Source organism: Pseudomonas rhizoryzae, assembly GCF_005250615.1.
GTDB lineage: Bacteria > Pseudomonadota > Gammaproteobacteria > Pseudomonadales > Pseudomonadaceae > Chryseomonas > Chryseomonas rhizoryzae.
This window is the reverse complement of the sequence record NZ_SULM01000007.1, coordinates 226,156-239,527: the sequence shown is the minus strand read 5'-3', so window position 1 is coordinate 239,527 and position 13,372 is coordinate 226,156. Positions and strand designations below refer to the sequence as shown.

The window sequence follows — 13,372 nt, the reverse complement described above, 5'->3', positions numbered from 1 at the left end:
GGCTTATGGTTAGCTAGCTAATATGTTGGAATATTACCAACATCTCCGGGCGCCGGTTACATTTTGTCGCAGAGGTGCAGAGGCCTGGTATCACGCCAAGTTCCCGACCTCGCGACTAAGACCCATGCCAGAGCGCTTACCGAGGCGGCGCAGGGGAGCACCCTGGCGCGCGGGGACACCCAGGGCAGCTGCTGTCCAGTCACTAGCCCGGTTGGTCACTGCCAGCCAAGCCGCCAAGCGCGCGACAGGCCCTTGGGTTACCTAAGGTTTCACCTATTGGTGCGTCATGTTGGTGCAAGTTGCACCAAGTGATACCTAATGAAGCAGGATTGGGGTCTGGCTGCGTCGATAAAAAATGTACTTATTAGTCAAATGTTTAGTGCGATATGGAAAATAAGTGCTGTGTTTTCGCCCTTTTCCGCGACTTCTTGCACCATTTGAGTTCGTGTTGTGCCGATTTCAGCAGGACTGGCGCGCATGTTGCACTTGGGAGGCTTTCCGTTGTCAGGTAACACCTTATGTCCAACGTAGAATGCAACCTTTCCCCGGCGCTCAAACCGCGCCATGTGACCATGTTGTCCATCGCCGGCGTGATCGGTGCCGGTCTGTTCGTCGGCTCCGGGCATGCCATCGCCGCGGCCGGTCCTGCCGTGCTGCTGGCCTACGCCCTGGCCGGTACCCTGGTGGTGCTGGTCATGCGCATGCTGGGTGAGATGGCCGTCGCCTCGCCGGATACCGGCTCCTTTTCTTCCTATGCCCAGCAGGGCATCGGTCGCTGGGCCGGCTTCACCATCGGTTGGCTGTACTGGTGGTTCTGGGTGCTGGTGATCCCTCTTGAGGCGGTAGCCGCCGCCGCCATCCTCAATGCCTGGTTCCCGGCCGTCGCCACCTGGCAATTCGCCCTGGTGATCACCGGCATCCTGACCGTGACCAACCTGTTCAGCGTCGCCAAGTACGGCGAGTTCGAATTCTGGTTCGCCCTGCTCAAGGTGATCGCCATCGTCGCCTTCATCGCCCTGGGCGCGGCCGCCCTGGTCGGTGCGCTGCCGGGTCGCGAAGTCAGTGGCCTGAGCAATCTCATGGCCCACACCGGTGGCTTCATGCCTAACGGCTTCGGCGCGGTCATGGGTGCCTTGCTGACCACCATGTTCAGCTTCATGGGCACCGAGATCGTCACCATCGCCGCGGCCGAGTCCAAGGACCCGTCGCGGCAGATCAGCAAGGCCACCAACTCGGTGATCTGGCGGATCGCGCTGTTCTACCTGGTGTCCATCTTCCTGGTGGTGTCCATGGTGCCCTGGAACGATGCCCAGCTGCCGATCGTCGGTTCCTACCAGCGCGCGCTGGAGGTGCTGTCGATTCCCCACGCCAAGCTGGTCGTCGACTGCGTGGTACTGGTCGCCGTGGCCAGCTGCCTCAACTCGGCGCTCTACACCGCCTCGCGGATGCTCTATTCCCTGGCCCGCCGTGGCGATGCCCCGGCCAAGCTGGGCCGTGCCTCCAGCGCCGGTGTACCACGCGCTGCCGTGCTGGCCAGTACCGCCGTGGGTTTCCTCACCACCATCGCCAACTACACCATGCCCGAGGCGGTGTTCAGCTTCCTGCTGTCCACCTCCGGCGCCGTGGCCCTGCTGGTCTATCTGGTGATCGCGGTGACCCAGCTGCGGCTGAGACGCAAGCTGATCGCCCGGGGTGAACAGTTGGAATTCCGCATGTGGCTGTTCCCCTGGCTGACCTGGGCGGTGATCCTGTTCATCGTCGCTGCCCTCACCGTGATGCTGTTCAGCGAAGCCCACCGCTTCGAGATCCTCGCCACGGGGCTGCTGGCCCTGGCGGTCGTGGCGGTCGGCACCTGGGTGGGGCGGCGTCAGCCCCAGGCTCCCGCGCTGGCGGCGGCTGTGCGTTGATGCCTAGGCGATCCCGGCAATGACTGTGCCGGGGTCGCCCTCTCGTGGGGCAAAAGTGGGCGTTTTGCTGGACAGCAAGCGCGGTAAGAGGTAGAACAGCACCTCTGTTTGCAGGGCTTTGGCGGAACTGTACAGGCCAAATTCCCTCGTCTGTTCCCTCTGGTAACCGAAAAATGCACTGCAATGGTGCTTGGCGTTACAGAATGACCCATATTGCAGCAGTACAGTTGCAATTGTGTGCTGAGTGACCCGCGAACCTTTCCCTGGACTGTTACTGGTGGTAGCACTCGCCTGGCGAGACAATGGCGCCATTCGATGACCAGTACCCGTCATAAGCGGGAAGGAAAGCCACCATGGAACGCACCTTCAGTTCCTCGCTGTACCAAGCCGAACCCAGCACCCGCGTCCCCTTCGTTCTGCGCGTGCTCTCCACGCTGGCCACCTGGCAGCGTCGCATTGCCAGCCGTAACGAACTGGCTCGTCTCGACACCCGCATGCTGGCCGACGCCGGCATCACCGAGGCCCAGCGTTACCAGGAAATGCACAAGCCTTTCTGGCGCTAAGCCCGGCGGCTACACAGCTTCCACGAACCCCGCTCCGGCGGGGTTTGTTTTGTCTGCGGCCTGGCCGCCAGACAGCAAAAAGCCCCGGCATGCCGGGGCTTTTTGTTACCGCCTGCCTGGGGCAGGCCGTTACTGCATGTTGTTCTGATTGCGCGCGTCGACCTTGTTGGGCTTGTCGCTCTTGAAGGGCACCTTGGCGCCACCATCCGCACCACCCTCGACGGTGGTCTTGCCCGGCACCGGCGCAGTGGCCGAACCGCTGACGGCGGTGTCGCTCTTGGAGGTGTCGGCCGCGAAGACACCCGTGGCCATAGACAGCATTACAACAGCGGTAGAGGTAATCAGCAGCTTTTTCATGAATATCGGCCTCTTGGCTAGGAACCCGTGAATTCGTTTCTGGCCCGCTCCGCTCGGCGGCGGGCCTCAGCTACAGACACATAGCTCTGTAGTGCACGTCTTAGTTGACTGTCGCCTGGAATGCGGGGTTCCAGGGTATTTGTGAACATTTGTCGGCAGATTGAGCGACGCGGGGGCGATTGCGTAGCGGAATCGGCCGCGGCGCTTCCCAAGTTCGGCCATGCGTCTGACAATTGCCCAGGCGAACCCTCTGCATCAGGTGTGGTCAGTTCGCGAGCGCTCCTCTTCCACCGATAAGGACAATCATGAGGGCTTCCCGCTTCGTCACCTGCAGTCCGGTCATCGCCCTGTGGGGGTTGGTCGCCCTGTCAACGGGCTGCTCGCAGGAGCAGCCGCCTGCCCAGGAACTGGCACGGGTGGTGGTGACCCAGGTGAGTCCCGTGAGCGATACCCAACCCATCGCCTTCACCGGCGATATCCAGGCGCGGGTCCAGACGCCCCTCGGTTTCCGGGTGAGCGGCAAGATCAGCGAGCGCTTGGCGGACGTCGGCAACCGGGTGCGCGAAGGCCAGGTGCTGGCGCGACTGGACCCCCAGGATCTGCGTAATAACCTGGCGGCCGCCCAGGCCCAGGTGGACGCCCAGGAAGCCCGCACGCGGCTGGCGCGGGTGGACTTCGAGCGCCAGGCCGCGCTGTTGCCCAAGGGCTATACCAGTCGCAGCCAGTACGATCAGGCCCAGGCGACGCTCGACGGCGCCCGTAGCGCCCTGCAGGCCGCCGTGGCCCAGCGCGACGATGCGCGCAAGCAACTGGGTTACGCCGAATTGCGCGCCAGTGCCGCCGGGGTGCTGACCGCTCGCCATGCCGAGGCGGGGCAGGTGGTGCAGGCCGGTGCGGCGATCTTCGACCTGGCGGTGAGCGGCGAGCGGGATGCGGTCTTCGAACTCTACGAATCCCTGTCCCGCGAATTGAAACTCGGCCAGACCCTGCCCGTTGCCCTGCAGGGGCAACCTACGGTGACCACCCAGGGCACCCTGCGCGAGATCGCCCCGACGGTGGCGGCGACCGGCACGGTACGCATCAAGGTGCAACTCGATCAGCCACCACCCGCCATGACGCTGGGCGCGGTGGTCAACGCCCAGGTGCCGAGTACGGCGGCGCAGGGCTTCGCCTTGCCCTGGACGGCGCTGAACGGCACCACCGACCAGCCGGCGGTGTGGCGTCTGGACGACGATGGACGGGTGAGTCTGCAACCCTTGCACATCGAGCGTTACACCCGCGACAGCATCATCGTCAGCGATGGCCTCAAGGCCGGCGACCGTATCGTGATCGCCGGGGGGCAGTCCCTGAGTCCCGGGCAGCGTGTCGAAGTCGCCGAGCGCTCGACCTTCGCCGAGGTGCGCCCATGAAGCGCTTGCTGACGCTCTCGCTGCTGCTGGCGCTCGGTGGCTGCTCCGACGACGAGGCCCCGCCGCCACCGGTGCGGCCCGTGGCGACCCTGACCCTGAAGGCGCCAGCGCCGCAGCGGGAAGTCTTCGCCGGCAGCATCCAGGCGCGCTACGAAAGCGTGCTGGCCTTTCGCGTCGGTGGGCGCATGACCCGCCGTCCGCTCGACGTGGGTGCAACCGTACGCCGGGGCCAATTGCTGGCCGCGCTGGACCCCACCGACCAGGACAACGCCCTGCGCAGCCGCGAGGGCCAGACCGCCGATGCCGAGGCCCAATGGCGTGATGCCAAGGCCGATGCGCGGCGCCAGCAGCAACTCTTCGATCAGGGCGTCGGTTCGCGCTCCCAGCTGGATCAGGCCCTGACCCGGTTGCATACGCTGGAAGCCTCGCGCGAGCAGGCGTTGAGCGCCGAGCGCCAGGCCCGCGATCAGCGCGACTATGCCGAGCTCTACAGCGATTTCGACGGGGTGATCACCGCCTGGCAGGCCGAGGTCGGCCAGGTGGTGTCCGCCGGCCAGCCGGTGGTCCGGGTGGCCCGGCCGGACATCCGCGAAGCGGTGCTGGATCTGCCGGCCCAGGCCATCGGCCAACTGGCGCCGGAGCGCCAGATGACCGTCCGCATGGCGCTGGATCCGGAGGTGGCGGTGGTGGGCAAGGTCCGCGAGATCGAACCCCAGGCCGATGCCACCACCCGCACCCGGCGCGTGCGTCTGACCCTGCTCGATCCGCCGGACGCCCTGCGCATCGGCACCCTGGTACAGGGCGAGCTGGAACTGCCCGCCGCCGAGGGCTTGGCGCTGCCGGTCCAGGCCTTACGCCGCCAGGGCGAGCAGACGTCGGTCTGGGTAGTGGAGGGTCAGGGCCAACAGGCCCGCGTCCGCCAGCGCCCGGTCCAGGTCCTGCGCGAGGCCGACGGCCAGGCGTGGATCGGCAGTGGTCTGCAGGCCGGCGAGCGGGTGGTGGTCGCCGGCGTCAACAGTATCGAGGAAGGGCAGCAGGTGAAGGATAGCGAGGGCGCGCGGCCATGAAGGGCTTCAACCTGTCGGACTGGGCGCTGCGCCACCAATCCTTCGTCTGGTACCTGATGTTCGTTGCCCTGCTGATGGGCGTCTTCTCCTACATGAAGCTGGGGCGTGAGGAAGATCCGTCCTTCGCCATCAAGACCATGGTCATCCAGACCCGCTGGCCGGGGGCGACCACCGAGGAAACCCTGCGCCAGGTCACCGAGCGGGTGGAGAAGAAACTCGAAGAGCTGGATTCCCTCGACTACACCAAGAGCTTCACCCGGCCGGGGCAATCCACGGTGTTCGTCTATCTGCGCGACACCACGCCGGCCAAGGCGATTCCCGACATCTGGTACCAGGTACGCAAGAAGATCGCGGACATCCAGGGCGAATTCCCCCAGGGTATCCAGGGCCCGGCCTTCAACGACGAATTCGGCGACGTCTTCGGCAGCATCTATGCCTTCACCGGCGACGGCTTCAGCATGCGCCAGCTGCGCGACCAGGTAGAGCAGGTGCGCCGCGAGATCCGCAGCGTGCCGGGCATCGGCAAGGTGCAGGTGCTCGGCGCGGAGAACCAGGTCATCTACCTGGACTTCTCCACCCGCAAGCTCGCTGCCCTGGGCATCGACCAGCGCCAGGTGATGCAGAGCCTGCAGCAGCAGAACGCGGTGACCCCCTCGGGCACCATCGAGTCCGGGGCCGAGCGCATCAGCGTGAGAACCAGCGGCGAATTCCGCTCCACCGCCGACCTCGCCGCGGTCAACCTGCGCATCGACGACCGCTTCTACCGCCTCACCGATCTCGCCGACATCCGCAGCGGCTATGCCGATCCGCCCAGTTCGTTGTTCCGCTACAACGGCCAGCCGGCCATTGGCCTGGCCATCGCCATGAGCAGTGGCGGCAACATCCAGACCTTCGGCGCGGCGCTCACCGAGAAGATGCAGGAATTGACCGCCGACCTGCCGGTGGGTATCGGCGTGCACGTGGTCTCCAACCAGGCGCAGGTGGTGGAGAAGGCCGTGGGCGGCTTTACCCGGGCGCTGTTCGAGGCGGTCATTATCGTGCTGGTGGTGAGCTTCATCAGCCTCGGCGTGCGTGCCGGGCTGGTGGTGGCGCTGTCGATTCCGCTGACCCTGGCGCTGGTGTTCGTCTTCATGGAGTACAGCGGCATCACCATGCAGCGGATCTCCCTGGGCGCGCTGATCATCGCCCTGGGCCTGCTGGTGGACGACGCCATGATCACCGTGGAGATGATGGTGACCAAGCGCGAGGAGGGCGAGTCGCTGCACCGCTCGGCGACCTTCGCCTACGAATCTACCGCCTTTCCCATGCTCACCGGCACCCTGGTGACGGTGGCCGGCTTCGTGCCCATCGGTCTCAACTCCAGCAGCGCTGGCCAGTACACCTTCACTCTGTTCGCGGTGATCGCGGTGGCCCTGTTGCTGTCCTGGATCGTCGCGGTGTTCTTTTCGCCGGTGATCGGCGTGCACATCCTGCCCAAGCAGGTGAAGAAAAAGGATCACGACCAGCCCGGCCGCCTGGCGCGTTGGTCCGATGGCCTGCTGCTGGGCGCCATGCGCCATCGCTGGCTGACCATCCTGCTCACGGTGCTGCTGTTCGCCGCGGCGCTGTTCGCCATGAAGTTCGTGCAGAACCAGTTCTTCCCGTCCTCGGATCGGCCCGAGTTGCTGATCGATTTCAACCTGCCGCAGAACGCCTCCCTCGACGCCACCCGCGCGCAGATGGACAGATTCGAGCAGACCCTCGCCAATGACCCGGACGTGGCCCACTGGAGTTCCTATGTCGGCCAGGGCGCGGTGCGCTTCTACCTGCCGCTGGACCAGCAATTGGAGAATCCCTTCTATGGCCAGGTGATCCTGGTGGCCAAGGACCTGGAGGCGCGCAACCGCCTGCTGCCCAAGCTCAAGCAGCGGCTGCGCCAGGACTTCGTTGGGCTGTCCGGCTACGTCCAGCCGCTGGAGATGGGCCCGCCGGTGGGTCGGCCGATCCAGTACCGCATCAGCGGCCCGGACGTCGCCGAGGTACGCCGCCAGGCCCTGGCGCTGGCCAGCGTGCTGGGCAAGAGTCCGCAACTGGGCGACTTCCTCTACGACTGGAACGAGCCGGCGCGGATGCTCAAGGTGGAGGTCAACCAGGACAAGGCACGGCAACTGGGCTTCTCCTCCCAGGACGTGGCGCAGATCCTCAATGGCGTGGTGACCGGCACCCCGGTGACCCAGGTGCGCGACGACATCTATCTGGTCAACGTGGTGGCGCGCGCCAGCGAGGCCGAGCGGCGCTCGGTGGAGACCCTGGAAAATCTGCAGATCATGACGCCCCAGGGCGTCGCCGTGCCGCTCAAGGCTTTCGCCCGCATCGACTACGCCCTGGAGCAGCCGCTGGTGTGGCGCCGTGATCGCTTGCCCACCATCACGCTCAAGGCTTCGATTCTCGGAGACATCCTGGCGCCGGACCTGGTCAAGCAGCTACAGCCGGACGTCGATGCCTTCGTCGCCAAGCTGCCGCCGCGCTATCACGTGGCGGTAGGGGGCACGGTGGAAGAAAGCAGCAAGGCCCAGGGCCCCATCGCCGCGGTGGTGCCGCTGATGCTGTTCCTCATGGCCACCTTCCTGATGATCCAGCTGCACAGCATCCGCAAGCTGTTCCTGGTGGCGAGCGTGGCGCCCCTCGGGCTGATCGGGGTGGTGCTGGGGCTGATCCCCTTCGGCCAGCCACTGGGCTTTGTCGCCATCCTCGGGGTGCTGGCGCTGATCGGCATCATCATCCGCAACTCGGTGATCCTGGTGACCCAGATCGATGCCTTCGAACAGGCCGGTCGCGCGCCCTGGGACGCCGTGGTGGAAGCCACCCGGCACCGGCGTCGGCCGATCCTGCTGACCGCCGCGGCGGCGAGCCTCGGCATGATCCCCATCGCCCGCGAGGTGTTCTGGGGACCCATGGCCTACGCCATGATCGGCGGTATCGTCGCGGCGACGCTGCTCACCCTGTTGTTCCTGCCGGCGCTGTACATCGCCAGCTATCGCATCCGCGAGCCAGGGCGTGAGGGCTGAGGCGCAGGCAAAAAAAACGACCTCCTGGCGGAGGTCTTCGCTGAAGACATCTGCCAGGAGGCCGCAAGGAGCTATCCAAGGAGCCACTGCCGGAGGGAAGGATTCGCGCGGTCAGCACGTCGAATCCACAGCAGCTCACTGCACCACTATCGGGCGTCCAACTTTTTCAATAAAGTGACGGCTTGACGAAACTCCATTGCGAAAAAGGCAATAATGGATATTTTCCAAGGCATGCGCATCTTCGTCCGGGTGGTGGATCTGGGCAGTCTCACGGCTGCTGCCCATACCCTCGACCTGTCCACTGCCCAGGTGTCGCGCCTGCTCGCCGAGCTGGAAAGCCATCTGCAGACCCGCCTGCTGCACCGCACCACACGGCGGCTGGCGCTGACCGAGGCAGGTGAACGCTACCTCGAACGCTGCCGACGCATCCTGCAGGACGTCGGCGAGGCCGAAGCCGAGGCCAGTGGGGCACACCTCAAGCCCCATGGCCATCTGCGTATCCACTCTATGACCGGGCTCGGGACCCAATTGCTGGCACCACTGGTGTCGAGCTTTTGCGCGCGCTATCCCCAGGTGGAGATCGTCATGAGTCTGTCGCAGAACCATCCGGCGCTGCTGGAGGACGGGCATGACATCGCCATCACCCTGGACACCGAGCTGGCCGATTCGGACTTCGTCGCCCAGCGTCTCGGTGGCGTCTACAGCGTGGTCTGCGCCGCGCCCAGCTACCTGGCCAAGCACCCGGCGCCCCAGGTGCCGGCCGATCTCGCCGAGCACGATTGCCTGCGCCTGCTCGATCCGAACTTTTCCGAACGCTGGGTCTTCGCCGGCGAAGAGGGCGAGCTGCAGGTGGCGCCGCGCTACGTCTTCCAGGTCAATGTCGCCGAGGCCCTGGCCAGGGTCGCGAGCCAGGGCATGGGTATCTGCCTGCTACCCAGCTACATTGCCGTCAATTACCTGCGCGACGGCAGCCTGGTACGGTTGCTGCCCCACTTTCGCCTGCGCGAGCGCAACATCCATGCGCTCTATCCCTCCCGGCGTTTCCTCGACGCCAAGATCAAGACCTGGATCGACTTCCTCAAGGAAGAAATCCCCGCACGCCTGCAACTGGAGAATCGGGTGATTGAGGATCAGCGCTACTGGGCCAAGGACTAGGCTCTGTACGAAAAATGCCTGCGCTCGGTGATGCTTCGTTGAAAAACGCTTCGGAATGCTCATTTACCACTCGTAAACTCGTTCGCGAGCCCGGTCCGCTTCCTCAGCGCTTTTCGCCTCGCCTGACCTTCGCTCGGCGATTTTTCGTACAGAGCCTAGCAAGGTGTTGCGCCGCTCAGCCGGCTGAGCGGTAAGGGTTGGCGGCCGCGTTGCCGCGGCTCATCGTGGCGGCTGGTTCATACCTAGGGGCGCGCCTCTATTCTGCAGAGACCTGCCAAGACTCTCGCTAGAGCGGTTGTTGCAGATTTCGCAATACTTATTTAGTTAGCATGCTATTTATAAGTTTGCGAACGTTTCCTAGAATGGACTCGTACCTTGATGAACACGTCCCTATAAGGAGTTCGATATGAAACGTTCTCTGGCTGCTCTCTTCCTTGCTGTCGCTGCCCTGTCTTCCGCTCAGTTCGCCTTCGCCGACGAGAATCCCAGCCTGCGTTACAAGCTGGTCAATCAGAATCAAGCGGCCATGCAGCACTATCAAGACCAGTCCGCCGCCGACGCGCGTCGCTGAGTCACCCCGCTTTCGAAAGACCACCCCTCTTTGCTCCTTTGGTCTTTCTCCGCCGCACCCTTGGGTGCGGCTTTTTTATATCTGCGGCACACTGAGCCCCTGACTTTGTCGAGGTGTTCATGACCGCCACTCCCGCTCAACGACTTGCCCGCCTGCGCGCCTTCCTGGCCGAGCAGGGCGCCGACGCCTGCCTGATCCCCAGCGCCGATCCCCATCTGTCCGAGTACCTGCCCGAATACTGGCAGGGACGCGCCTGGCTGTCCGGCTTCACCGGCTCCGCCGGCCTGCTGCTGGTCACCCGCGATGCCGCCGGCGTCTGGACCGACAGTCGCTACTGGGAGCAGGCCGCCCGTGAATTGGCCGGCAGCGGCATCGAGCTGATGAAACAGGTCGCCGGCCAGCCCCAGGCCCATCTGCACTGGCTGGCCGCTCAGGTTCCCGCGGGCGGTACGGTGCTGGTGGATGGCCAGGTGCTGTCCCTGGGCGCCGCTGCCGCGCTACGCCAGGCGCTGGAGCCCAAGAACATCCAGCTGCGCACCGATCGCGATCCCCTGGCGGCGATCTGGAGCGAGCGGCCGGAGCTGCCGGCTGCGCCGGTCTTCGTGCATGCCCCGCCCTTTGCGCCCCAGCCGCGCACTGCCAAGTTCGCCCAGGTCCGCCAGGCCATGGCCGAGGCAGGCGCGGCGTGGCACTTCATCTCCTCGCTGGACGACATCGCCTGGCTGCTCAACCTGCGCGGCGCCGACGTACCTTACAACCCGGTGTTCCTCGCTCACCTGCTGCTGGGCCAGGACAGCTGTCGGCTGTTCATCGATCCGGCCAAGGTCTCGGCCGAGATCCGCGCCGCCCTGGTGGCCGATGGCGTGACCCTGGTCGACTACGATCAAGCGGCTGCGGAATTGGCGCGCCTGCCCGCGGGCAGCTGCCTGCTGGTGGATCCGGCCCGCGTGACCCTGGGCCTGGCCGAAGCCACGGCCCAGGGCGTCAAGCGCCTGGAGCAGATAAACCCCTCCACCTTGCTCAAGGCCTGCAAGACCGCCGAGGAGGCGGCCCAGGTGCGCACGGCCATGGAAGAGGATGGCGCGGCGCTGTGCGTCTTCTTCGCCCGCTTCGAAGCGGCCCTGGCCCGCGGCGAACGCCTCACCGAGTTGACCGTGGACGACTGGCTGACCGAGGCGCGCGCCGCCCGGCCGAATTTCGTCTCCCTGAGCTTCGCCACCATCGCCGGCTTCAACGCCGGTGGTGCCCTGCCGCACTACCGCGCCACCGAAGAAGCCCATGCCGAACTCCAGGGCGACGGCCTGCTGCTGATCGACAGCGGCGGCCAGTACCTGGGCGGCACCACCGACATCACCCGGGTAGTACCCATAGGCACGCCCAATGCGGCGCAGAAGCGTGACTTCACCCTGGTGCTCAAGGGCATGCTGGCGCTGTCGCGGGCGCGCTTCCCCGCCGGGGTCGCCGCGCCCATGCTCGATGCCCTGGCGCGCGAGCCGATCTGGGCCGCCGGCATCGACTATGGCCATGGCACCGGGCATGGCGTGGGCTACTTCCTCAATGTGCACGAGGGGCCGCAGTCGATTTCCTTCTATGCCACCATCACGCCGCACCATGAGTTGCGCGAGGGCATGATCACCTCCAACGAACCGGGCATCTATCGCCCCGGACAGTGGGGCGTGCGTCTCGAGAACCTGCTGCTGTGCACCCGCGCGGAGAGCACCGAGTTCGGCGACTTCCTGGCCTTCGAAACCCTGACCCTCTGCCCGCTGGACACCCGCTGCCTGGACCTCGCGCTGCTGCGCGCCGACGAGCTGGACTGGCTGGACGGCTATCACGCCGAGGTCCGCCGCCGTGTGCTGCCGCTGGTGGAAGGCGCCGCCCGCGATTGGTTGCTCGCCCGTACCGAACCCGTCGCGAGGACCGCTCCATGAGCAACAATGCCCAGCAATTCGCCAGTGACAACTACTCCGGCATCTGCCCGGAGGCCTGGGCGGCCATGGCGGCAGCCAACGTCGGTCATGAGACCGCCTATGGCAACGACAGCTGGACGGCGCGCGCCGCCGATCGCTTTCGCCAACTGTTCGAGACCGACTGCGAGGTGTTCTTCGCCTTCAATGGCACGGCGGCCAACTCCCTGGCCCTGGCCGCGCTGTGCCAGAGCTATCACAGCGTGATCTGCGCCGACACCGCCCACGTCGAGACCGACGAATGCGGCGCCCCGGAATTCTTCTCCAACGGCTCCAAGCTGCTGCTGGCACCGGCGCACCAGGGCAAGCTGACGCCGGGCGCCATCCAGCAGATCGCCACCAAGCGCGCCGACATCCACTTTCCCAAGCCGCGGGCGGTGACCGTCACCCAGGTTACCGAGGTGGGCACCCTCTATGGTCTGCACGAGCTGCAGGCCATCAGCGCCACCTGCCGCGACCTCGGCCTGCACCTGCACATGGACGGCTCGCGGTTCTCCAATGCGGTGGCCAGCCTGGGCTGTACCCCAGCCGAGGTGACCTGGAAAGCCGGCGTCGACGTGCTCTGCTTCGGCGGCACCAAGAGCGGCATGGCGGTGGGGGAGGCCATCCTCTTCTTCAACCGCGATCTGGCCGAGGACTTCGAATACCGCTGCAAGCAAGCCGGCCAACTGGCCTCCAAGATGAGATTCCTCTCCGCGCCCTGGCTCGGCGTGCTGGAGAACGACACCTGGCTGCGCCATGCCCGCCACGCCAACGGCATGGCGCAACTGCTCGCCGAGCGGGTGCGCGAGGTACCCGGGGTGGACTTCATGTTCCCGGTGGAGGCCAATTCGGTGTTCCTGCAACTCTCGGAACCGGCGCTGGAGTTCCTGCGCAGTCGCGGCTGGCGCTTTTACACCTTCATCGGCAGCGGCGGGGCGCGCTTCATGTGTTCCTGGGACACCGAGGAAGCCCGGGTGCTGGAACTGGCGGCGGACATTCGGATGGCGATGGGGGGGTAGGGCGTGTCGTGGCCAGGGCGTTCCGCCCGCTCCTACGGAAGCATCACTCCCTGTAGGAGCGGCCGCATCGTCGGACCGCCATAGCCGCGGTAAGGCGATGCCAGGGCGGGAAGGCCTAACCTATCCACCGGTACCTGATTCCTACTACGGGCGGGGACACGACGGTTGATCGCGATCTTGCCGCAAAGGGGGGCGCTGAACGCCTGCCTGGATAAATCCCTCTCCCCTTGGGAGAGGGTTGGGGTGAGGGACCCCCTAGGCACTAAGTCCCTAGTGGAAAAGGCTGCGCCGTTTTCCACGCTACGCTGTTCATTGTGATGTCCAGTAA

Annotated in this window: 10 protein-coding genes; 9 read left to right on the top strand and 1 reads right to left on the bottom strand. The window is 65.5% G+C overall.

Translation table 11 applies throughout. The features are described 5' to 3' along the window. The first annotated feature begins 518 nt into the window (after positions 1 to 518). Complete coding sequence (gene gabP / locus FAZ11_RS13420; protein WP_058772311.1) at positions 519 to 1,907, top strand: GABA permease; 1,389 nt, start codon at positions 519 to 521, stop codon at positions 1,905 to 1,907. Between the two features lie 353 nt (positions 1,908 to 2,260). Next, positions 2,261 to 2,470 carry a DUF1127 domain-containing protein gene (locus FAZ11_RS13415; RefSeq protein ID WP_058760394.1) on the top strand — a complete coding sequence of 70 codons (210 nt, stop codon included), beginning with the start codon at positions 2,261 to 2,263 and terminating at the stop codon, positions 2,468 to 2,470. Positions 2,471 to 2,599: 129 nt separating this feature from the next. Here FAZ11_RS13415 and FAZ11_RS13410 read toward each other — a convergent pair whose 3' ends face one another. Beyond that, positions 2,600 to 2,827 (bottom strand): hypothetical protein, encoded by a 228-nt coding sequence (locus FAZ11_RS13410; protein WP_058794052.1) that lies wholly within the window; start codon positions 2,825 to 2,827, stop codon positions 2,600 to 2,602. 305 nt (positions 2,828 to 3,132) lie between these two features. Between FAZ11_RS13410 and FAZ11_RS13405 the strand changes: the two genes are divergently transcribed. From FAZ11_RS13405 to FAZ11_RS13380, 7 genes are all read left to right on the top strand, one after another. Then, positions 3,133 to 4,236, top strand: a complete 1,104-nt coding sequence (locus FAZ11_RS13405; RefSeq protein ID WP_137279290.1) for an efflux RND transporter periplasmic adaptor subunit — start codon at positions 3,133 to 3,135, stop codon at positions 4,234 to 4,236. After that, on the top strand, positions 4,233 to 5,303 hold the full coding sequence (locus FAZ11_RS13400) for an efflux RND transporter periplasmic adaptor subunit (protein ID WP_058772310.1): 1,071 nt from the start codon (positions 4,233 to 4,235) through the stop codon (positions 5,301 to 5,303). The genes FAZ11_RS13405 and FAZ11_RS13400 overlap by 4 nt, the downstream gene beginning before the upstream one ends. Next, positions 5,300 to 8,350 (top strand): efflux RND transporter permease subunit, encoded by a 3,051-nt coding sequence (locus tag FAZ11_RS13395; protein ID WP_058772309.1) that lies wholly within the window; start codon positions 5,300 to 5,302, stop codon positions 8,348 to 8,350. Before FAZ11_RS13400 ends, FAZ11_RS13395 begins: the two co-directional genes overlap by 4 nt. Positions 8,351 to 8,563: 213 nt before the next feature. Next, positions 8,564 to 9,505, top strand: a complete 942-nt coding sequence (locus tag FAZ11_RS13390) for a LysR family transcriptional regulator (RefSeq protein WP_058766051.1) — start codon at positions 8,564 to 8,566, stop codon at positions 9,503 to 9,505. 406 nt (positions 9,506 to 9,911) lie between these two features. Further along, positions 9,912 to 10,076, top strand: a complete 165-nt coding sequence (locus tag FAZ11_RS24780) for a hypothetical protein (protein ID WP_167371459.1) — start codon at positions 9,912 to 9,914, stop codon at positions 10,074 to 10,076. A 119-nt stretch (positions 10,077 to 10,195) separates the two neighbouring features. Then, a complete protein-coding gene (locus FAZ11_RS13385; protein WP_058772308.1) occupies positions 10,196 to 12,007 on the top strand; it encodes an aminopeptidase P family protein in 1,812 nt (603 codons plus the stop codon). Continuing rightward, the gene (locus FAZ11_RS13380) at positions 12,004 to 13,044 is read left to right on the top strand and encodes a threonine aldolase family protein (protein WP_058772307.1); all 1,041 of its coding nucleotides are present in this window, start codon (positions 12,004 to 12,006) and stop codon (positions 13,042 to 13,044) included. Before FAZ11_RS13385 ends, FAZ11_RS13380 begins: the two co-directional genes overlap by 4 nt. Positions 13,045 to 13,372: the final 328 nt, after the last annotated feature.